This window comes from Brooklawnia propionicigenes (assembly GCF_030297015.1).
In the GTDB taxonomy this organism is placed as follows: Bacteria; Actinomycetota; Actinomycetes; order Propionibacteriales; family Propionibacteriaceae; genus Brooklawnia; species Brooklawnia propionicigenes.
Genome location: NZ_AP028056.1, coordinates 1,542,408 through 1,562,949 on the forward strand (window position 1 = coordinate 1,542,408; position 20,542 = coordinate 1,562,949).

Genomic DNA, 20,542 nt, shown 5'->3' on the forward strand with positions numbered 1-20,542 from the left:
TCTTGTCTTGGCATCATATCGAGCAAGCCCCCACGACGCAGCGTGGGTTGAGGCTGCACTTGAGGGTTGGACGACCAGTCGGGCAATGGCGTGTCGGTACCCCATCCTAGCGGCCGCGGCTCTGGGTGGACCGACGCCGGGCGGGTCGCCGTTGATGGATGCTGATCCACAGTTCTGACTTCGAATCCCTGAGTATGTAGTTATCTTCAGTAGTAGTCATCACTTCTGTGGAAGCTGTTGATAACTCGCATCGGTGCTGGTCAGACCCGGGAAACAGGGCTGTGGACAGTTTTGCGTCAACTCCCACGTGTCTGGGTTCGGCTGTGGACGAGTCGCCGGGCTGTGGGCGGTCGTCCACCGGCCGTCCCCCGCGAGCCCCGAGTCGTCAACCGATCGACGGGGTTATCCACACCCCGCGAGCGACTGGATGCGAGGGCGCGTGGTTGGACGCTGCGGCGAGCGGCCGGCAGCGTTTCAGCGAAGGATCGACGAAGCGGTGGTCAGTGACCTGACTGCTTGATGTTGTTGGTCAACTCGGTGACCTGGTTGTAGACGCTGCGGCGTTCACGCATCAGCTGCCGGACCTTGCGGTCGGCATGCATGACCGTCGTATGGTCCTTGCCGCCGAACTCCTGGCCAATCTTGGGCAGCGAGAGGTCGGTCAGCTCGCGGCACAGGTACATCGCGATCTGCCGGGCGGTGACCAGCGTCTGCGTCCGGGATGTGCCGATGAGATCGTCGATACCGATACCGAAGTACTTAGCGGTCTCCTGAATGATGGTGGACGCGGTGACTTCTGCTTCCGGACCGGTGGGAATGAGGTCCTTGAGCACGACCTCGGTGAGATTGAGGTCGACGTCCTGGCGGTTCAGCGAGGCGAATGCAGTGACCCGGATCAAGGCCCCTTCGAGTTCACGAATGTTCGTCTGGATTCGCGAACCGATGAACTCCAGTACTTCGGGGGGCAGGAGGAGTCGCTCGGATGCCGCCTTCCGTTTGAGAATGGCGATCCGGGTCTCGAGGTCGGGTGGTTGCACATCGGTGATGAGACCCCACTCGAACCGGCTGCGGAGCCGTGGCTCGAGTGCCTCCAGCGCCTTGGGATGGCGATCGGAGGTCATCACGATCTGCTTCTGCGCGTTGTGCAGAGTATTGAAGGTGTGGAAGAACTCTTCCTGAGTCTGGATCTTCGACTCCAAGAACTGGATGTCGTCGATCAACAGCACGTCCACATCACGGTAGGTGCGGCGGAAGGCAGTCGTCCGGTTCTCCGAGATTGCGTTGATGAAGTCGTTGGTCAGTTCCTCGGTGCTGACGTACTTCACTCGGGCGTCTTCGAAATAGTCGCGGACGTAGTGACCGATCGCGTGCAGCAGGTGCGTCTTACCCAGCCCGGAATCGCCGTAGATCAACAGCGGGTTGTAGGCCTTCCCGGGGCTCTCGGCGACGGCCGCCGCGGCGGCGTGCGCGAAACGATTCGAGTCTCCGATGACGAAGTTGTCGAAGGTGTACTTCGGATTGAGCCGGTCGACATCGGGACGCTCCACCGCCGGCGCGGTGCTGGTCACGACAGGAGCCGCCTCGCGACGAGTGAGCTCGGTCGGAGTGACCTTCGGGGCGGCCGGCGGATCGGGCGGCTGCAGATCGAGCTCGAGGTCGGGTTGCACTGTGACGGCCATCCGCATGGAGCGGTGGAAGAAGTCGGACAGGGCCTGTTCGATCTCGCTGCGCTGACGACTCTCGAGTCGTTCGCGGGCGAACTCCGAAGGAACGGCGATCAAGACGATGGTCTCGTGCACAGTCAGCGGGTGCGAACTCTTCAGCCAGGCCCGGGAGTTCTTGTCGGCCTGATCCAGAACGTGTCGCCAGGCCTTCGCCAGCGTCTCATCGGTTGGAGTGAGTTCATGCTCGTTGGGCACGTTAGTTACTCGCCTCCTGTTCACGCCGTCAATCGGTCACCTGTGGTGCGGGTAAACCAAGCATCCACTAAGTCAGTTTTCCACAGGTATGTCGGCGGCTCATCCGTTCAACGGATCCCGCCCCTCTGGTTCGTTGGCTTTGGGGGGTGAGGCCAGCTCGACAGGCTGTGGAAAAGTTGCTTCAGGCGGTAGACGCTAGTCATTTCCGCGGCCGGAAGCAAACGAGGTGACAAGCTGTTTGAGGTTGTTCGGCGTGTCGAGTAGACGTCGGGGTGCAGACCCGTCTTCGGGGTCTGTTGCTGATCATTGACGACCTGACGTAATATTGACAAGCCGTTGTCCTGAACGGATCGAGTGCGCGCCCGCGAGGCTCGTGCCCTCCGAGAAGTAACGGCCCGAGATCTTGCTTCACCCGAAGCATGCACGAAAACGAATGACGGAGACTTCCCTTGAGCAAGCGCACGTACCAGCCGAGCAATCGTCGGCGTTCCCGTACCCATGGCTTCCGCGCGCGTATGAGCACCCGGGCAGGACGAGCCACCATTTCTGCCCGTCGCCGTAAGGGCCGGGCCGAGCTTTCCGCCTGACGAGTGCTTCCGGTGGCCGCCCGGATGCGGGCGTCGAGCGAGTTCGATGCCACGGTCCGCGGTGGGGTGCGCGCGGCGCGTCCGAGTGTTGTGGTGCACGCACGTTCGGTCGACGACGAACAACGAAGAGTCGGATTCGTGGTCTCGAAGAAGGTGGGCAACGCCGTCACCCGCAATCGAGTGAAGCGGCAGTTGCGTCATTTGGTGCGCGAACATCTGGACGAGACACCGCTGGGAACGCGGTTGGTCGTGCGCGCGCTGCCGGCAGCAGTCGCGTCCTCCACAGATCTGTCGCACGACCTGGCGGGCGCGTGGCAGTCGAGCCTTCGCAAGTTGGAGCGGCGCCGATGAAGTATCTGCTGATCGGATTCGTGCTGGCGTGGCGCAAACTGATTTCGCCGCTGTACGGAGATGTGTGCAAGTACTACCCGAGCTGCTCCGCCTACGGGCTGGAGGCGTTGCAGCTACACGGTGCCGTCAAGGGCTCCTGGTTGATCGTGCGACGGATCGCCAGTTGTCACCCCTGGGCAGCAGGCGGATTCGATCCGGTGCCCGGTTCAGCTCTCGAGGCCGAGATGGCCGCGCACCCCGAGCATTTCCGGGGCTGCGATCACGCGCCCAACAATTGTGAGGTGGCGACCTGATGGACTTTGATCCGTTTCTTTTCCTGAGTCTATGGAGCGATCTGGGCCGGATCGGCAGTGCGATCATGCAGCCGCTCTATTGGGCCGTCTCCGGGCTCATCGTGCTGGCACACCGGATGTGGGCGCCGTTGTTCGGGGCCGACTCCGGCCTCACCTGGGCGTTGTCGATCGTCGTACTGACGATCATCATCCGCGGTCTGATGATGCCGCTGTACGCGAAGCAGCTGAACTCCTCGCGCGCCATGCAGTCTCTGCAACCCAAGATCCAGGCGCTGCAGGAGAAGTACGGCGCCGACCGGGAGCGTCTGGGCCAAGAGACGATGAAGCTGTATCGGGAGGAAGGCGTCAGTCCGACGTCCAGCTGCCTGCCGTTGCTGATTCAGCTGCCTATCTTCTGGGGCCTCTACCAGGTGCTGTACGGAGCCGCACGAGGCACCGCGAAGGGCACCTTCTTCGTGAACAATCCGGATCTGGTCGACTCGTTGAGCCATGCCACCTTGTTCGGTGCGCAGTTGTCGGGCACCTTCCTGCCGATGAACAACGGCTTCGGCGCCACCCAGATCCTGGCGCTGATCATGATCATCTTGATGACGGCGTTGCTGTTCTTCCAGCAGCTGCACATGATGCGTCGCAACATGCCGCCGACCGCGTTCGAGGGACCGATGGGTCAACAGCAGAAGATGATGCTGTACCTGATGCCGGCGATGTACATCTTCATCGGCCCGCAGATCCCGATCGGCGTGCTCGTCTACTGGATCATCAGCAATCTGTGGACGCTGGTGCAGCAGTACGTGATCATTCGCAACTACCCGACCCCCAACACTCCCGCCTACATCGAGTGGGAGGAGCGAATGGTCGCCAAGGGCAAGGACCCGAAGGAGATCGAGCGGCTCCGCTCGAACAAGGCGCGCAAGCGGCCCAGCAATGCCTCCGACACGGGCAGCCGGACGGTGAAGGGCGGGTCGGGCGATGCTGCCGTGACTCGCCAGCAGGTGAATCGCCAGACGGTTCGTCCGGACGAGAACGGCAAGCAGGTCGTCCAGCGCCAGCAGGTGCAGCGCAGCAGCCGCGCTGCCCGTAAGAAGAAGTAGAGCAGACGGCTGGTTCCGGCACCCGGCCGGTGCCAGCCGTTCGGTTCGCCCCCACATGCGTCCAGAGCAGGAGATTTCACGATGGATACTGCAGAAATTCAGAAGATCCTCGACACCGAAGGTGATGTCGCGGCCGACTACCTTGAGGAGCTGCTTGAGATCGCCGATCTCGACGGCGATATCGACATCTTCACCGAAGGCGATCGGGCCCACGTTTCGATCGTCACCGACAGCGATGTGCTGGTCGGACGCGATGGTGAGGTGTTGAGTGCGCTGCAGGAGTTGGCCCGGCTCGCCGTGATGACGGAGACGGGAAAGCGCAGCCGGCTGATGCTGGACGTCGCCGGATTTCGTGAGAAGCGTCGTGCAGAGTTGCAGGGACTCGCGACCGAGGCGATCGTAGAGGTCAAGGAGACCGGTGAGCCGGCGCGGCTGAGCGCGATGAACGCGTTCGAGCGCAAGGTCGTGCACGACGTGGTCGCTGCGGCCGGCTTGGTCAGCGAATCGGAAGGCCAGGAGCCGAACCGCTACGTCGTCATCAGGAAGGCCGACTGAGTGGTCGAGCAGGCCGTCCTGGAGGAAGTCTTCGGCGACGGTCTCGAGGTAATAACTCGATATGTCGATATATTGGCAAATCGAGGAATTGACTGGGGTCTGCTCGGACCGCGGGAGGCGGATCGTTTGTGGGATCGCCACGTGCTGAACAGCGTGGCGGTTGCCTCACTGATCCCTGCCGAAGCGTCGGTGGTCGATGTCGGCAGCGGTGCCGGGCTTCCGGGGATCCCCTTGGCGATTGCGCGTCCTGATCTGTCTGTGGTTCTGCTGGAATCGCTGCTTCGGCGAGTGACCTTTCTGGCCGAGGTCGTGGCCGAGTTGGGACTGGGCGATCGGGTGCGTGTTGTGCGAGGTCGGGCCGAGGAGTGCACCGAGCGCTTCGATGTGGTGACAGCGCGAGCGGTGGCTCCTCTTGGCCGGCTCGTCGGGTGGGCTGATCATCTGTTTCTTCCCTCCGGTCAGTTGCTCGCTCTCAAGGGATCGTCGGCCGACAAGGAGGTCGCCGAGGCCCAGGCGGTTCTTCGGAAACGTCGTTTGGTCGCCGACGTGCAGGCGGTGCGGGCAGCCGCTAGCCTTGAGGAGACTTTCGTGGTCCGGGTCAGAAGCGTTTCACGTGAAACGCGACCTGTGAGGTGAAGGAGGCAGGCGGGGGATGAAGTCCAGCCGAAGCGGTGACACCGTTTCACGTGAAACGCGGCTACCTCCTCCGACGCAGACCCGCACTATCGTCGTCGCCAATCAGAAGGGTGGCGTAGGTAAAACCACCACGGCGGTCAACATTGCGGCAGCGCTTGCCCGTGGCGGTCTCGAGGTCTTGGTGATGGATCTTGATCCGCAGGGCAATGCCAGCACGGCACTCGGGGTGGATCACCATTCGGGCATCGCGGGAACATACGAAGTGCTGCTGCAACACCAGTCCATTGCGAGCGTGCAGCAACAGTCGCCGGAATCCGAGACACTGTCCGTGGTGCCGGCGACCATCGACCTGGCGGCCGCCGAGATCGAACTCGTCCCGCAGGTCGCCCGAGAGCAGCGTCTGAAGAAGGCATTGGCTGCCCACCTGCGTGAGCATCCCGTCGACTACATCATCTTCGACTGCCCACCCTCGCTGGGTCTGCTGACGATCAACGCGCTGGTCGCGGCCAGCGAGATCCTGATCCCGATTCAGTGCGAGTACTACGCCCTGGAGGGTGTCACTCAGTTGATGCGGACCATCCAGTTGGTACGCGAAGAGCTCAACCCGGAACTCGACCTCAGCACGATTCTGCTCACCATGTTTGATGCCCGGACGAAACTGTCGGCACAGGTCGGTGAGCAGGTGCGCCAGCACTTCCCCGAGCAGACACTCGTCACGCTCATCCCACGGTCGGTTCGTCTCAGCGAGGCCCCGAGCTACGGAACGACGATCCTCGGTTACGATCCGCAGTCGGTGGGAGCCAAGGCCTACGTCAAGGCTGCGGGCGAGATTGCTCGGCGCGGCGCGGAAGAACCGGTCAGGTCGGCGCGGAGAGGATGGCCACAATGAACGCGCGGCCCGGAGGGCTCGGACGTGGACTGGGAGAACTGTTTCAGCGCACTGATCTCGATACCTCCGTGCCGGACTCCGAGGGAGCCGCTGTCGGCATGGATTCGCAGCGGTCAGCACCGATGCCGGACGGCTCCTACTTCGCGGAGATCCCGGTTGCCAGCATCAGCCCTAACCCGAAACAGCCAAGACGCGTCTTTGACGACGATGAACTGAGCGAACTTGCCGAATCGATCAGCGAGGTCGGACTGCTGCAACCCATCGTTGTACGCAAGCTCGCTGACAATGACCACCAGCTGATCGTCGGGGAACGCCGGTGGCGAGCGCACAAGATCGCGGGCATTGAGAAGATCCCCGCGATCGTGCGCGTTACCGACGACGAGAACCTGCTGCGGGACGCGCTCCTGGAGAATCTGCACCGGGCGCAACTGAACCCGCTGGAAGAAGCAGCGGCCTATCGGCAACTCCTAGACGATTTCGGGTGCACGAAGGAAGACCTGGCCGCGCGCATCAAGCGCTCGCGTCCACACATCTCCAACACCCTCCGACTACTGAATCTGCCCACCTCCGTGCAACGCCGTGTCGCCGCTGGAGTGTTGTCCGCCGGACATGCCCGCGCGTTGTTGATGCTGGACGACACGGTGGCCATGGAGCTGCTGGCCCAGCGAATAGTCGCAGAGGGCATGTCGGTGCGAGCGACCGAGGAAGCGGTCGCCCTCATGCGACGCAGCGAGCAACACCCCGCGCGGACGCGTCAGCGCACCACCGCAGAGCTGCCGACCCAGGTGCAGGCGCATGCCAGCGGACTCGCGGAGCGCTTGGACACCCGGGTGCAGATCAGCCTGAGTGCACGGAAGGGACGCCTCACCATCGAGTTCGCCGACGCCGACGACCTCGATCGCATCATGGGCCTGCTCGAGCCCGAAGCGGCGGGGACCGACACCCCTGCTGGCTGATCCACTGCTCGTTCCTGGTCATAGCGGCTCTTCGGGCCTGAGCGTGGGGTGAGCGTGGGCCTGTATGGTGGCCCCATCGGGATCCCGGCAAGGGGATCCGTCTTGCCTCACGTCGAGATGTCCGGGTAGGCGCCGTCCTTATGGGGGCTTCAGATACCGGTCGATCGTCGCCGCGCTATCGAGCGCAGTTCATCGAGCGCAGTTCATCGAGAGCACTCCGGGACTCACTCGGGGTTCCACCTTGCCCAGCTCCCCGAACCGAACGAGCCGTTCCAAGTATCGTCCATGACCGCGAGGTACTTCCCTGACGGCTGCCCGGACAGTCGCCAGACCTCCTGCAGCATCACCAGCGCACCTTCGTGATCTCACGACGCGACATCATCGACAAGTCCCGACTCATCACCCCAGGCAACCGTTGATGGCCCGGCAATCCCTTGTCCCACGCCTGGACATCTGCTTTGCGTGCTTTGCGGCGAGCGGACAGTACCGATGGCGGGGGATGGCACGGACGGCGAGCGAACTGTCACTTGCCGTGCAGCCCACGCTTGCGCCGGTATCGGTATAGCTATATATCGATATATCGTTCTAGTGCTAAATAGCTGGAGCAATGTCCGCGATGGTAACGACAATGGCCGCCCGATTCCCACGACAGGATCGGACGGCCACCATGGTCGATCGGTTGACGGAGCTAACTGGCCAGCACTGCTTCGATGGCCTTGACGAGCGCGCCCTTGGTCTTACCGCCCTGAATTGCCTGGACGAGCTGACCGCCCACGAAGAACTGCAGGGTCGGCAGCGCCATGACGCCTTGTTTCATCGGGACATCGGGGTTGACGTCGGTCTCGAGCTTGGCGAACACCATGCGATCGCCGTAGGTCGTCGAAAGCTCCTCGATGATCGGGCTGAGCTGACGACAAGGAGCACACCAGGAGGCCCAGTAGTCCACGAGCACCGGCTTGCTGCTGTTCAGCACGTCGGTAGCGAAGCTGGCGTCAGTGACTTCGATCACGGCCATCGTTATCGTCCTCTCGGTAGTAATCAGCGTTGTGAATGAAAAACGGAGTACTGCGAGCGTCTCAGTAGCCTACTGAGCTGGCCTCAGCGAGCGCGATGTCGTCCAGTAGGTCCAAATAGCGCTCGGCATCCAGCGCCGCGCGGCAACCAGTGCCGGCCGCGGTGATGGCTTGCCGGTAGGTGTGATCGACCAGATCGCCACAGGCGAAGACGCCGGCGACGCTGGTCCGCGTGGAGTCGCCGTCAACCTTCACGTAACCGGCCTGGTCCAAGTCCACCTGACCGGCCACCAGCGCTGACCGCGGATCGTGACCGATGGCTTCGAAAAGTCCCGACACGGCGATCGTCCGCAGCTGACCGGTGACGGTGTCGCGCAGCGTGATCTCCTCAAGGTTGGGAGAGCCGGCAAGCCCGACGATCTGACTGTTCCAGGCAGGAATGATCTTCGGGTCGGCCAGCAGGCGGTCGGCCATGATCTTGGACGCGCGCAACTGATCGCGCCGGTGAATCACCGTTACCGAATCGGCGAAGCGGGTCAGGAAGGTGGCCTCCTCGGCAGCCGAGTCACCGCCACCCACCACCGCGACGTCCTTGCCGCGATAGAAGAAGCCATCGCAGGTGGCGCACCAGCTGATGCCCTTGCCGGAATAGAGTTCCTCGCCCGGAATCCCGAGCTTGCGGTAGCCGGAGCCCATGGCAAGAATCACGGCGCGTGCGCGGTAGACGTTGCCTTCACTGTCGGTGACGCGCTTGATATCACCGAGCAGATCCATGGCCACGGCATCGTCGGCAATGAGCTCCGTACCGAAGCGCTCGGCCTGCTCACGCATCCGGGCCATCAGCTCGGGGCCGAGAATACCTTCGGGAAAGCCGGGATAGTTCTCGACCTCGGTGGTGTTCATCAGCGCACCGCCGGCCTCGATCGAGCCCTCGAGCACCAGGGGATGCAGACCGTCGCGTGCACAGTAGATGGCCGCTGTGTAGCCAGCCGGACCGCTACCCACGATGATGACGTCCCGCACCGGGCTGGCGTCCTGGTCAGCGGCAGCCATTTCCATGGAGTCCACCTGGACACCGTTCAGCCCCAGTCCGGGCACGAACGCGGCCGTAGCGAACGGGTTTGAGGTCATCGGATCATCCTCGTTTCGAACTCACACGTGTACATGGGACCAACGCCCGGGCCAACTCGGCTATTCCACCACTTGGGCTGCCTGCTGGGCCAGTCGAGAGTGCCACCTCGGTCATTGATTGATATAGGTTTCCACGATGCCCGAACGGTACTGGTTGCCTCCAATCGGGGGCAACGAGGTGAAGTAGACCATCAGCCAGCGCGTGGTGACCGGTTCGTCCGGACTCAGCGTGGTTTCCGAACCACCCGCCGGATCAGAGGCGATGACCTGCCATTCGCTCACCGTATTCATGGGCGGGCTTGCGGCCGTGGCGTCGTTCTCGATCGGCACCATCAGCTGAACAGCGGTCGGCTCGTTGTCGAGCAGCAGCCGAACGCTGGCCACCGGCACAGCCGAGCCGAGATCATAGACGATGCCCGCGCCGGGCTTGAGACCACCGAACGCCGGATTGTTGAGATAGGTCAGGGTGTGCCAGACCGTCGAGGTATCGCCATCGGCGGCGTACGGCGCCTGGCTGGAGTTCTCGTTGTTGTCGCCTCCGTCGGCGGCGGGGTCGAAGTCGAAGACCGACGCGATCTCCACTGGTGCTATCGCAGTCGGCTGGCCGCTCGTGGTTTCGTCTCCTCCGGAGCCACCGGTGGCACAACCGCGGATCTGCAGCACCAGCAACGCCACCACGACGAAGCCGATCAGCAGGACGATCACTCGTCGACCCAGAGCCGCGGAGGGAACCTTCTTGGACTTCAACCGGGGTGGCGCAGGTGCTGGACGAGGATGTGTCTCGACGCTTGGTGGTGCGGTGACCGGCGGTTCGTTCACCGCGGGCTGGGCCAAGGTGGGCCGCCAGTCATCATCGGCGGCCGGCCGCCACTTCTGCGCCTTCACCACCTCGGTCGGGGCCTCCGACTCATCGACCAGGTCGGGAAGATTCGCGTCAAGCGAGGCCATTCGCTGGGTCGTCTCCGCGGGGTCCGCACGCATCGACACCCACTCAGTCTGCACCGGAGCGTGCGGAGGTGTCGCCATCTGGTGGTTGTGGCGCATCAGTGTCTCCAGCGACTCACCCGCGTCCACCAGGTCGGCCAGTCCGTCAAGCGAATCCGCGATGTCATTGGCGCTGTGCAGGCCCGGACCGACCAGTCCCAGCTTCGGACGCAGGGCAGCCATCGTCACGGTGGACACGCTGGGTGCGATCGACGAATTGACCTCGTGCGGGCTGGCCCACAGCTGCTCGGCGCCCTGTCCGCTCGACCGGTTGAGCCGCAACGGAGCGGCCGGCAGCCCCCAATGACCGCCCTGCGGCTCGTCGGGAGGCACCGGCCAGGTGGCGGTGGTCAGGCTGTACAGCAATCTGCCCAGGTCATAGCAGTCGATGGCCTCTTGTTCTGCCCAGCTCAGCTGGTCCTCACCGGGTTTGGGACGCAGGGCCGCGTCGATCAGGAAGCCGACGATCTTGATGTTGCCGTTGACGGTGATGATCACTGAACTCGGGCTGATGCGCAGATGGAACATGCCACGGGCGTGCAAGGGCGCCAGCGCACTGGCCATCTGACCGACGATGTAGCTGGCCTGCTCACCGCTCACCGGGCCATTGCCCAGCAGTGTCTGCAGCGAATCGCCGACGGCGAACTCGCTGACCACGAACGACCAAGGCTCCTGACCAGTGGCCTCCAGAGCGTCCAATACCCGCAAGAACCGCGCATCAGTGATGGTAGCGGCCTTGCGGGCGGCATTGAGAACCCAGCCCATCCGCTCGTCATCCGGGGCCAGCAGGTGCATGAGCACCGGGCGCGACAACACATTGTCGGTCGCCCGCCAGGTCATGATGCCTTCGTTGGAGGCGAGCAGTGCCTCCAAGCGGTAACGGCCGGAGAGCATCAGCCCGGCGGTCGCGGTCGGTCGAACAACGCGTCCGGTGGGATCGGTAGCCGGAGAATCGGGCGAATAGTCAGATGTCACGATGCCTCCCATGGCCGATGACGGATGATGACGCAGTGCCTCTCATGGCCTCAGCCCTCCTGGTTCTCACGATGCATTGAGCGCACCCGGTAGGCGGTGGCGCCGAGCAGCACCACCCCCGAAGCCACAATGATGATCCATGCCACTCGGCCCGACTGTGCGGCGGTGATGGTGAAATCGACCGGCGTGCCGACCGGGTGACCACCGCTGGTGACCACCTGCGCCCGCATCGCCACCACGCCGTTGCCCTCGGCAACCGGGCTCACCCGCACGGTAGCCGACTCCCCGGGCTGCACCAGGATCAGTTCCGAGTCGGCCACCGAGATGCGCAGTGGATTGTCGGATTCAAAATGGACGCGCACCCTCAGCTGATAAGCGGTGTTGTTGGTTACGGTCACCGGCAGCAGATTGTCCTCGGACGACGTCGTCACCCAGTCGCTGATGCGCAGCTGGATCGCGTCCGGGCTGAGGACGGCCATCGCCGGCTCGCTCGCCAGGCGGAGCCACTCGGTCTGGGCCTGGCTGTTGCGTCCGAAGGTGATCGACCAGGCCCCCGGCACGACCCGGTTCGACGGGTCGACGGTCTCGTCCGGCAGCTCGATGAGCTCGTCCCAGGCCGTCAGCAGGCCTTCGGTGCGCGAGGTCGCTTCGGCCAGCGCATCACTGGAGGCCACGGTTTCACTGGGCCAGTTGGGGGTGCCGGCCGATGAGGCGGCCGAGGTCAGATCGGTGATCGCGTGCCGGGTGCGCCACGATTCGTCCGCCAGCGCCATCTCGGCCTGCGCCGTGGTGGTGACGAGTTGAATCGACGGCACCCCCTGGGTACCACCGATGAGTTGACGCGCCAGCAGCCAGCCGCGGGCTTGGACCGGGTTCGCGGCTGGCTGCGCGGTCGAGGCGGGATCAACGCTCAGCAACGGCACGCCAGCGGCATCGTGCAGCAGCTGGCTGCTGCCGAGATTGCTCGCCAGCAGCCAGGAGGGCGAGACCTCCGCGAGGGCCGCAGCCGACTGTTCATCGACCCAACCGTCGTAGGGCGCCACGACCAGCGGTAATGCTGCCATCAGGTGACCGTCCGGCAAGGTCGCCGACTGCCGGACGAGGTCCGCCTTCCCGGACGCCACGGCCTGAGCCAGATCGACCGAACCGTACAGTCCACGGGCCACCCGGCCGCTGGTCATCAGTGCGTTCACCCGGTCGAGCCACGCCTGCGCCTGCGCGCTGCCGGCGGAGTTCACTTGGGACTGGCCACCGTCGCTCAGCCGTAGGGCGTGCGGCAGGGCCAACGCGGTCACCTCGTCGTACAGCTGCGGATCGATAACAACGAGCACATTGTCCTGCTCGCCGAGGGTGAGCAGCCGCTCCAGGCGCCCTGCCACCTCGGCCGACAAGGAGTCGTCGGCGAATACCGGCAGCTGGTCGGCGTTCGACTCCAACGGCAGCAGGCTCGGCCGCGCGTTGAGTAGCACGATGGTGCCCACGTCCACCCGAGTGTCCCCGGGGTAGGCGATGAGGGACGACGAGCCGCCGATTTCTCGGGGACCGCTGAAGACCTGAACACCGACCTGATAGGCCGCTCCCGGCTGGCTCAGCCACGACTGTTCGGCGGTGCCCGGACTCAGATCGGTGCGCACCGTGAACTCTGCGGTCGCGCCCGGGGCGAGTTCGCCGCCGGTGCCGAGCTGGGCGGTCGCATCCGGGGACTGCATCGCCTCCCCTGAGGCCTGCGGATCGGCCAGGGCCGCATCCAACGCGGCCAACGTGGTGATCGGAGTCGCATCCCGCCACAGATGCGCCTCCAGCTGGGTGAGGGTCTGGCTGGACTGGTTGGTGACGCGTCCGCTGATAACCAGTTCGCCGCCGCCGCTGAGCACCGTGGGGGTGATGGAGGTCAGCTCGACGAGCAGATCGTCGGACTCGTCCGCGTGGCCTGCTGCGGTGGGCAGGCAGGTGAGCGCCAGGAGCAGACCGAGCATGACGCCCAGCAGCCTCACACGCCTTGGGTTCAGTGCCACGCGATCATCCTAGGTTCTGAGACTTCGGCCGTCGCCGAGGATCCGCAGGTCGACGATCGCGAAGGCCAAGGCGATCAGCTGGATTGCGACGATGACACCGATGGCAGCACTGAACCCCGCCGTCCAGCTGACCGGCAGGACCCAGAACAGCACAGCGGTGATCATCGCGTTTCCGACCGCAGTTCCGATGCGCTCGGCCACCTGCTTCACGGCACCGGCAGTACCGCCGATGTTGGCCGGGATATCTTCTTGGCTGAGCGCCTGATTGCAGGTGTTGACGGCGCCGACGCCGAGGCCGTACAAGATCAGGGGCACCGCCAGCCACATGTAGTGCAGCGGCGGAGCATCGCCGTCCATGCTCCACGACATGACGATGGCGATGAGCAGCCCGACGATCGAACAGCTGAAGGCCCCGATGACGATCTTCCGGCCGGACGTGATGACGTGACGCCCACTCCACAGCGACGCAACCGCCGTGGCGGCCGCGTTGGGCAGCCCGACCATCCCGACCATCACCGCGGCGGCACCCAGACCGCTCTGCAGATGCAGGGCGATCACCACGAACGTGGAGGTCGCACCGAGGAACTGCAGTCCCGAGATGAGAGTGGCGTGGGTGAACGACCGGATGCCGAACAGTCTCAGGTTGACCATCGGCTGATGCCCGGCCTGCTCGTAATTGCGTTCCCACCAGACCCACGACCACGCCAGCAGTGGCACCGCGATGAGCAGCAGGAAGCCGACTCGTTGGTGCAGCATGAACGGAAGCATCACGGCCAGCACTGTCAGCGAGAGCAGGACCATTCCCACCGGGTCCAGGTCGAGCTCCACCGGTACGAAATCGCCGCGTTCCTTGGCGAGCCGGCGTTCCCGCTCGGGTCCGAACGGCAGCCAGCGGAAGCCGAGAATGATGGTCAGGACTCCGATCGGCACGTTCCACAGAAACGACGCCCGCCAGCCGGCATTGGGACCGAGCGAGTTGATCAATAGCCCGGTCAGCAGCGGGGCGATCGCTACCGAAGCCGATACCACAAGGCCGAACAGTGAAAACGCCCAGGCTCTCTGTTGGCCGCTGAAGTACTGGACGATCATCCCGTTGACCTGCGGGGTCGAGATGCCCGCGCCCACTCCCTGGACGATCCGCATCGCGTTCATCCACATCGGGTCATGGACCGTTGCGCAGATCAGCGACGCCACGGTGAACAGCGCGACCCCAGCGAGAAAGACCGAGCTTCGTCCCAGAACGTCGCCGGTGCGCCCGGCCGCGACCAGCACCATGCCGAAGGCCAGCGCGTAGCCCGACAACATCCACTGCACGTCGGAGTTCGAAGCACCGAGGCTCGACTCGATGCTCGGCAGGGCCACGTTGATGGCGCTGATCGCCATCATGGTCATCGCCAGAATCGACAGTAGGACGACCAGCATCCGACCGCGATGAAAGACGCGGTCGGTGCCCGGCACGCGGATGATGGACTCGTCGTCGGGCGGATCGGATTCACCGCTCATCGCGGCTCCCCCACCATTGCTGCAGTTCCGCGGCGGCGCGCTCCGGACCCAACGGACCCTCCTCGATGCGCCGGCCGAGCAGGAACTGGTAGGCCTGGCCGACTTCCGGCCCCGGCCCGATGCCGAGCAGGGCCATGATCTGGTTGCCGTCCAGATCAGGACGCATGGCATCCATTTCTTCGGCGGCGGCCAGCTCGTCGATCCGGAACTCCAATTCGTCATAGGCGCGCCGCAGCCGCTCGGCCTTGCGCACATTGCGCGTCGTGCAGTCGCTGCGGGTCAGGATGTGCAGCCGCTCCAGCTGATCGCCGGCATCGCGCACATAGCGGCGCACGGCAGCGTCGGACCAACCGCTGGACGCGCCGCCGGAAGACCCCTCCGCATAGCCGTGGAAGCGCAGGTGCAAGGCGATCAGATCGCTGACCGCGTTGGTCGTCTCCTTGGAGTAGTGCAGCGCCCGAAGCCGTTTGCGCGCCATCTTGGCACCCACGATGTCGTGATGATGGAAGGTGACCTTGCCGTCTTCGAAGCCGCGGGTGGCCGGCTTGCCGATATCGTGCAGCAGCGCCGCCAGCCGGACGATCAGATCGGGCTGATGATTCGGGTTGGGTTGCCCGTCGATGAAGTCGCGGGACTTCTCCAGCGCGATCGCCTGTTCCAAGACGATCAGCGAATGCTCATAGACATCCTTGTGACGCATATGCTCGTCGCGCTCCAAGCGCATCGCGGGTAGCTCTGGCAGCACGATGCCGGCGACTCCGGTGGCCACCAGCAGATCGAGTCCGGCACGCGGGGAGTCGGTCAACAGCAGCTTGCTCAGTTCGTCGCGCACCCGTTCGGCGCTGATGATCGTAATGCGATCAGCCATCTCGGTCATGGCCTGCCTGGCCGCCGAGTCGATCTCGAAATCCAGCTGGGAAGCGAAACGTGCGGCACGCATCATGCGCAGCGGATCGTCGCCGAAGCTGATCTCGGGGGTGCTCGGGGTGCGCAGCGTGCGCTCGGCCAGATCGGTCAGGCCTCCGTAGGGATCCACGAAACGCCAATCGCCCAGGTCGCCGCAGCCCACATCGAGGGCCATCGCGTTCACGGTGAAATCGCGGCGCATCAGGTCATCCTCGACGCTCAGCCCATAGACCACCTCGGGCTTGCGGGAACTGCTGCGGTACGAATCCGCGCGGAAGGTGGTGACCTCGATCAGCCATTCGTGGTCGCCGCGCCTGGCCAGTGCGCTGATGGTGCCGAAGTCGCGGCCGACATCCCACACGGCGTCGCTGATCTCGTTGAGCAGTCGCTGGGTCTCATCGGGCCGCGCTGATGTGGTGAAGTCGAGGTCGTGACCCGAGGTGCCCAACAGGGCGTCGCGCACCGAACCGCCCACCAGGTAGAGCTCGTGACCGGCTGCGGTGAACGCCCGGCCCAATTCGGTGATGATGGGGCTGGCCGGAAGAAGGGACGCCAAGGCAGTTGACTGGGCGCGGCTGACGTTGGACATTTTAGCCAGTGTAGACGGTTGGCCGCCGTGAATCGTCCGCGGCCTACCCCGGCGCTCCCGTGCCGCTGGGGCTTCTCGCGCCCAGAATCTGAGGTTGCGCCCGATATATCGCGCGCGGCTTCGGATTCCGGGCGCGGGAACAGTCAGTGCGGGCGATGGCCCGGGGTGGAGCCACCCAGCCGGTGGTGCTGACGCGCGCTCGAGGTGATCGTCGCACCGGCCGACGCCACCGCGACCGCAACCAGCGCCACCCAGTCGGTGGCGCCCAGCAACTCACCCAGCAGAATCCAGCCCGCCAGCGCGGCCGCCGCCGGGGCCAGCGCCTGCAGGATGCCGAAGATGTTCGGTGAGATGCGCCCCAACGCGATGATGTCGAGCCGGTAGGGCAGCACCGAACTGAACACCCCGACCACCAGGCCCATGGCCAGCACGCCCGGCGTCCACAGCGGATCGCCGGCGACATGAATGGCGGGCACGGCCAGCATGAGCGCGCCGGACGCACACGCGATCGTCACCAGGTCGGAGCCGCGCCAGTACTGGCGGGCCCGGGCACCCAGGACGATGTAGCCCGCCCAGCAGCAGGCAGCCGCGAGCACCAGGGCCAGACCGACGGGGTCGAGGCTGACGGGCCGGAAGCCGAGCAGCGCCACGCCCAGCCCGGCAAGTGCAGCCCACAACAGATCGAGGCGTCCCCGTGAGCCGATGATGGCCACCGCGAGCGGGCCGAGGTACTCGATGGTCACCGCGATGCCCAGCGGAATCGTCCGGATGGCCAGATAGAACGTGGTGTTCATGGTGACCAGAGCGATCACATACCCGGCCAGCGCGAGCATCGTGCGGCGGGTCAGCCGAGTCCGTGACCGAGGCCCCTGGTGCCGGGCGCCACGGACCGCCGCGCCGAGGACTTGCAGACCGACCAGCACAATGGTCGCGAAGACGAACCGTAGCCAGGCCACGCTCAGGGCCGGCACGATGTCGAACAGGCCCTTGCCGACCGCGGCGCCGGTCTCGACGCAGATCACCGACGCCAGTGCGCAGCCGATCGCCAGTTCATGGGAAATGGGTGCATTGGGTTGGTCGGGGTCGGGTTGGTCGGTCATCTGCTCCGTGGTCTCTGTCGCTCGGCACGCCGGCAGGCCGCCGTGCAGACCGCCGGGAGGCCGTCTGCGTCAGGCGAGGGTGGGCAGGATCGCCTTGATGCCGGCTGCCTGCAGGGCGCTGACGGCGCGCGTCCTGACCTCGCGTTCCAGTGCCCACTGCTTGTTGCCCGGGCACTTGACCACCACAGCATAGATGGCCTGCCCGGCCTCGAACCTGGTGAGCCCAAGCACGGTGGGTGGTTCGAGCATCTGCTCGTGCCACTGTTCGTCCTCATCGAGGTCCTTCGCGACCCCGACGAGCAGGCCGAGGATGGTCTGGGGGTTCTCGTTGGGGTTGACCGGTATCTCAACAGTGCCGGACGACCAACCCTGCGTCCGGTTGCCGAGGGTGACGATCTCACCGTTGCGGATGTACCAGATCTCACCGCTGTCGTCGCGGATGCGGGTCGCCCGCAAGGCCAGTGACAGCACTGTGCCGCTGATCTCGCCCACGTCGATGTAGTCACCGACGCCCAGCTGATCCTCCAGCATCAGGAAGATGCCGGAGATGACGTCCTTGACCAGGCTCTGCGCGCCGAAGCCCAAGGCGATGCCGCCGATGCCGGCCGACGCGAGTGCAGGCATGATGTTGAGTCCGAGCGTCTGCAGAATCATGAAGACGGCGACCAGGCCGATCAGTGCGTCCAGCATCGAGCTCAGCATCGTGGCGAGCGTCCGGGTGCGGTGAATCTGCCGGTTGTTGTCGAAGCTACCGGCCTTCGACAGGGCCGCGGCCGCTCGCTGACTGAGATTCTCGCCCTGATCCTTCGGACGATTGCTCATCTTGACCCAGCGGTTGATGAGGCGTTTCAGGACGCCGCGCAGCACCAGCGACAGGATCGCGATGACGGCGATATCGATGAGGGTATCTGGCCAGGTGAAAGTCATGTCCGCTCGCTGATCAGCCGGTAATGAAGTCGATGACGGCTTGTTTGTCGTCCTGGTTTCCGTTATACGACATGGCGCAGATCGCATACTGGTCGTTCCAGCCGACGATCCAGCTGTGCGATTGGGATGCGTCCCCGAACTCGGCGGTGCCGGTCTTCGCGCCTTCCAGGATGCCGATCATCTGCATCGCGGTACCGCGGGAGACCACCTGCTGCATGAGGTCGCGCAGCTTGGCGGCCTCGTCGGTGGTCAGCGGCTGCGCGGTCGAGGTGGGCTGCTGGGTCTCGATGAGGTAGGGAATGGTGGTGTGTCCGTTGGCCACCGACGCCGCCTCGGCGGCCAACGCCAGCGGCGACATCAGCACCTGGCCCTGCCCGATCATCCCGGCGGCATGCTCCACCGGATCATCGACCATGGGCACCGAGCCGTAGAACGCCCCGAAGCCGGTGTCGTAGTCGACGCCCAGCCCGAGGCTGGCGGCCGCACTCGTGAACTCCTGGCTGGAGATCTGCGTGGACGCGTTGAGGAAGGCGGTATTGCAGGACGCGGCCACCGCCGTGCTGAGCGGCACCATGCCCATCAACGAGGTGGGGTACGCCGGGTGATTGGAGAAGACTCGCCCGTTGATGGTGGCCGTTGGCGAGCAGTTGACCAGCGAATCGGGCGTATAGCCCTGCCGGATCAGCGCCAGCGAGGTGGACAGCTTCATCGTCGAGCCCGGCGGATAGCCACCGGTCGTCGAGAACGACTGGACGCCCGCGGCAGGTGAATCGGCGGCGGCCAGCACTCCGCCGGTCGCCCTGTCGAGGACGACCAACATCACCAGGTTGTCGGTGTGGGGCGCCACGATGGCCTCAGCCTTGCGTTGCAGGTCGATGTCCATCGTCAGCTGCAGTGAGGTGCCGTTGACGGGTGCGACCGAGAAGAGCAGCTTGTTGGTGATCGCCGGGCCGGTCGGGCTGGGGGTAGCGCCGGGGCTGCTGGACGCTGTCGACGGCGTCCCCTCAGCTTGCGGCGGGAGCTTCTCCAATTGGCTTTGGCTACGGGCGATGATGCTGATGGCGTGGCCGGGCAGGCCGCGCAGCTCGGTATCGTGCAGTTGCTGCAAGCCGGACTGACCGACGATGTCGCCCTCGATGATCTGGCCGTCGCCGGCGGCGATGTCTTCGGCGGTGGCTTCACCGGCGGTGCCCAGGATGCCGCGCGCGAAGGTGCTGGACGGCGCCAGCGGCAGTGTCGTGCCGAGTGCCACCGCGCCCGCGATGGTGTCGATCTGTGCCGGCACCTGGCCCTCACGGACCGTGATCGCCAGCACGAACGCCTGCGGCCCGGAGGCCGCGACCTGCTGCGCGTAGGAGTCGGCGTCGATGTCCATCAGCTGGGCCAGCGCCCGGGCCGATGATTCCCACTGGGATTCGTCGGCCTTGGTCTTGTCGATGCCGACCTTGTAGACCGGCCGGTCCTCGACGATGGCCATGCCCGAAGCGCCGATGATGGAGCCGCGGCGAGGCGTGGTGCGCTCGTCGTAGAGCCGGGTCGTCTCGGTGAGTTCGGGGTGCACGACGCTCGGCGCCCAATCGACCTGCCAGTGATCCTCGGCGTAGGTCAGCTGAGCCGTGGAGGTGAATGCCCATTGGCCTTGGGTGAAGACGTAGCGCTGGCTGAGTTGGACGGTGGCCTCGGTTCCGGAGTCGGCATAGTCGACCGATGTCACCTCGACCTCGGGAAGCAGCCCGTCGAGGGCGCCGGTCGCCTGCTGATAGTCGAGAACCGCACGGTCGTGGTCAACGAGGGGCAGATCATCGATGGAGCCGTTCGCCAGGGCGGCAGCGAGCCGGCCGGCGGCGTCCTCACCTCCCGGTGACGGCTGGGGTTTGAACAGCCCGACACTGCATCCGGTCAACACCATCGCGAGGGCGAGGATCATGATCAGCCGTCGAGGCCTGTTCTGGTTCGGTCGCCGCATGCCCCGAGCCTAGAGCGTGTCTCGGAACAGTCCCGTTCCCGCGCCCACTATCTGAAGATGCGCCCGATATATCGGGCGCATCTTCAGATTTGGAGCGCGGGAAGTTCGGGAGCGCGGGGGCGCGGGCTCTGTGACACAATCGTGATCAAGCGAGTC

18 protein-coding genes are annotated in these 20,542 nt (G+C 64.9%); 8 read left to right on the forward strand and 10 right to left on the reverse strand.

Annotated features, from left to right (window positions below; translation table 11 throughout):
• Positions 1 to 500 precede the first annotated feature (500 nt).
• On the reverse strand, positions 501 to 1,919 hold the full coding sequence (dnaA, locus tag QUE25_RS06935; protein ID WP_286268405.1) for a chromosomal replication initiator protein DnaA: 1,419 nt from the start codon (positions 1,917 to 1,919) through the stop codon (positions 501 to 503).
• A gap of 449 nt (positions 1,920 to 2,368) precedes the next feature.
• On the opposite strand from dnaA, the gene rpmH reads away from it, so the two are divergent.
• The 8 genes from rpmH (at position 2,369) to QUE25_RS06975 (ending at position 7,277) form a co-directional block, all read left to right on the forward strand.
• Complete coding sequence (gene rpmH, locus QUE25_RS06940) at positions 2,369 to 2,506, forward strand: 50S ribosomal protein L34 (protein WP_286268406.1); 138 nt, start codon at positions 2,369 to 2,371, stop codon at positions 2,504 to 2,506.
• A gap of 3 nt (positions 2,507 to 2,509) precedes the next feature.
• The gene (rnpA, locus tag QUE25_RS06945; protein ID WP_286268407.1) at positions 2,510 to 2,857 is read left to right on the forward strand and encodes a ribonuclease P protein component; all 348 of its coding nucleotides are present in this window, start codon (positions 2,510 to 2,512) and stop codon (positions 2,855 to 2,857) included.
• The gene (gene yidD, locus QUE25_RS06950; protein ID WP_286268408.1) at positions 2,854 to 3,150 is read left to right on the forward strand and encodes a membrane protein insertion efficiency factor YidD; all 297 of its coding nucleotides are present in this window, start codon (positions 2,854 to 2,856) and stop codon (positions 3,148 to 3,150) included. The genes rnpA and yidD overlap by 4 nt, the downstream gene beginning before the upstream one ends.
• On the forward strand, positions 3,150 to 4,241 hold the full coding sequence (gene yidC / locus QUE25_RS06955) for a membrane protein insertase YidC (RefSeq protein WP_286268409.1): 1,092 nt from the start codon (positions 3,150 to 3,152) through the stop codon (positions 4,239 to 4,241). Before yidD ends, yidC begins: the two co-directional genes overlap by 1 nt.
• A gap of 81 nt (positions 4,242 to 4,322) precedes the next feature.
• Positions 4,323 to 4,796 (forward strand): Jag family protein, encoded by a 474-nt coding sequence (locus QUE25_RS06960; RefSeq protein ID WP_286268410.1) that lies wholly within the window; start codon positions 4,323 to 4,325, stop codon positions 4,794 to 4,796.
• Complete coding sequence (rsmG, locus tag QUE25_RS06965; RefSeq protein WP_286268411.1) at positions 4,797 to 5,432, forward strand: 16S rRNA (guanine(527)-N(7))-methyltransferase RsmG; 636 nt, start codon at positions 4,797 to 4,799, stop codon at positions 5,430 to 5,432.
• Positions 5,433 to 5,448: 16 nt separating this feature from the next.
• A complete protein-coding gene (locus tag QUE25_RS06970) occupies positions 5,449 to 6,321 on the forward strand; it encodes a ParA family protein (RefSeq protein ID WP_286268412.1) in 873 nt (290 codons plus the stop codon).
• On the forward strand, positions 6,318 to 7,277 hold the full coding sequence (locus QUE25_RS06975) for a ParB/RepB/Spo0J family partition protein (protein ID WP_286268413.1): 960 nt from the start codon (positions 6,318 to 6,320) through the stop codon (positions 7,275 to 7,277). The genes QUE25_RS06970 and QUE25_RS06975 overlap by 4 nt, the downstream gene beginning before the upstream one ends.
• Positions 7,278 to 7,965: 688 nt before the next feature.
• Here QUE25_RS06975 and trxA read toward each other — a convergent pair.
• The 9 genes from trxA to QUE25_RS07020 all read right to left on the reverse strand — a co-directional run bounded on the left by trxA (position 7,966) and on the right by QUE25_RS07020 (position 20,386).
• Complete coding sequence (gene trxA / locus QUE25_RS06980) at positions 7,966 to 8,292, reverse strand: thioredoxin (protein WP_286268414.1); 327 nt, start codon at positions 8,290 to 8,292, stop codon at positions 7,966 to 7,968.
• A gap of 61 nt (positions 8,293 to 8,353) precedes the next feature.
• Positions 8,354 to 9,349 carry a thioredoxin-disulfide reductase gene (gene trxB / locus QUE25_RS06985; RefSeq protein ID WP_286268513.1) on the reverse strand — a complete coding sequence of 332 codons (996 nt, stop codon included), beginning with the start codon at positions 9,347 to 9,349 and terminating at the stop codon, positions 8,354 to 8,356.
• A 183-nt stretch (positions 9,350 to 9,532) separates the two neighbouring features.
• On the reverse strand, positions 9,533 to 11,380 hold the full coding sequence (locus QUE25_RS06990; protein WP_286268415.1) for a protein kinase family protein: 1,848 nt from the start codon (positions 11,378 to 11,380) through the stop codon (positions 9,533 to 9,535).
• 50 nt (positions 11,381 to 11,430) lie between these two features.
• The gene (locus tag QUE25_RS06995; RefSeq protein WP_286268416.1) at positions 11,431 to 13,395 is read right to left on the reverse strand and encodes a DUF6049 family protein; all 1,965 of its coding nucleotides are present in this window, start codon (positions 13,393 to 13,395) and stop codon (positions 11,431 to 11,433) included.
• Positions 13,396 to 13,404: 9 nt separating this feature from the next.
• Complete coding sequence (locus QUE25_RS07000; RefSeq protein WP_286268417.1) at positions 13,405 to 14,898, reverse strand: MFS transporter; 1,494 nt, start codon at positions 14,896 to 14,898, stop codon at positions 13,405 to 13,407.
• Positions 14,888 to 16,393, reverse strand: coding sequence for a CCA tRNA nucleotidyltransferase (locus QUE25_RS07005; protein WP_286268418.1), 1,506 nt, complete (start codon positions 16,391 to 16,393; stop codon positions 14,888 to 14,890). Before QUE25_RS07005 ends, QUE25_RS07000 begins: the two co-directional genes overlap by 11 nt.
• A gap of 143 nt (positions 16,394 to 16,536) precedes the next feature.
• Positions 16,537 to 17,493 (reverse strand): EamA family transporter, encoded by a 957-nt coding sequence (locus QUE25_RS07010; protein WP_286268419.1) that lies wholly within the window; start codon positions 17,491 to 17,493, stop codon positions 16,537 to 16,539.
• 69 nt (positions 17,494 to 17,562) lie between these two features.
• Entirely contained in the window at positions 17,563 to 18,420 is an 858-nt protein-coding gene (locus QUE25_RS07015; RefSeq protein ID WP_286268420.1) for a mechanosensitive ion channel family protein, read from the reverse strand.
• 13 nt (positions 18,421 to 18,433) lie between these two features.
• Entirely contained in the window at positions 18,434 to 20,386 is a 1,953-nt protein-coding gene (locus tag QUE25_RS07020; RefSeq protein WP_286268421.1) for a penicillin-binding transpeptidase domain-containing protein, read from the reverse strand.
• Between the last annotated feature and the right edge of the window lie 156 nt (positions 20,387 to 20,542).

Bases quoted from the DNA above. Each gene is read 5' to 3' on its own strand.
- yidD (WP_286268408.1), top strand. From the start codon at position 2,854: ATGAAGTATCTGCTGATCGGATTCGTGCTGGCGTGGCGCAAACTGATT.
- yidC (WP_286268409.1), top strand. From the start codon at position 3,150: ATGGACTTTGATCCGTTTCTTTTCCTGAGTCTATGGAGCGATCTGGGC.
- QUE25_RS06960 (WP_286268410.1), top strand. From the start codon at position 4,323: ATGGATACTGCAGAAATTCAGAAGATCCTCGACACCGAAGGTGATGTC.
- QUE25_RS06970 (WP_286268412.1), top strand. From the start codon at position 5,449: ATGAAGTCCAGCCGAAGCGGTGACACCGTTTCACGTGAAACGCGGCTA.
- QUE25_RS06975 (WP_286268413.1), top strand. From the start codon at position 6,318: ATGAACGCGCGGCCCGGAGGGCTCGGACGTGGACTGGGAGAACTGTTT.
- trxA (WP_286268414.1), bottom strand. From the start codon at position 8,292: ATGGCCGTGATCGAAGTCACTGACGCCAGCTTCGCTACCGACGTGCTG.
- trxB (WP_286268513.1), bottom strand. From the start codon at position 9,349: ATGGAAATGGCTGCCGCTGACCAGGACGCCAGCCCGGTGCGGGACGTC.
- QUE25_RS07000 (WP_286268417.1), bottom strand. From the start codon at position 14,898: ATGAGCGGTGAATCCGATCCGCCCGACGACGAGTCCATCATCCGCGTG.
- QUE25_RS07005 (WP_286268418.1), bottom strand. From the start codon at position 16,393: ATGTCCAACGTCAGCCGCGCCCAGTCAACTGCCTTGGCGTCCCTTCTT.
- QUE25_RS07010 (WP_286268419.1), bottom strand. From the start codon at position 17,493: ATGACCGACCAACCCGACCCCGACCAACCCAATGCACCCATTTCCCAT.
- QUE25_RS07015 (WP_286268420.1), bottom strand. From the start codon at position 18,420: ATGACTTTCACCTGGCCAGATACCCTCATCGATATCGCCGTCATCGCG.
- QUE25_RS07020 (WP_286268421.1), bottom strand. From the start codon at position 20,386: ATGCGGCGACCGAACCAGAACAGGCCTCGACGGCTGATCATGATCCTC.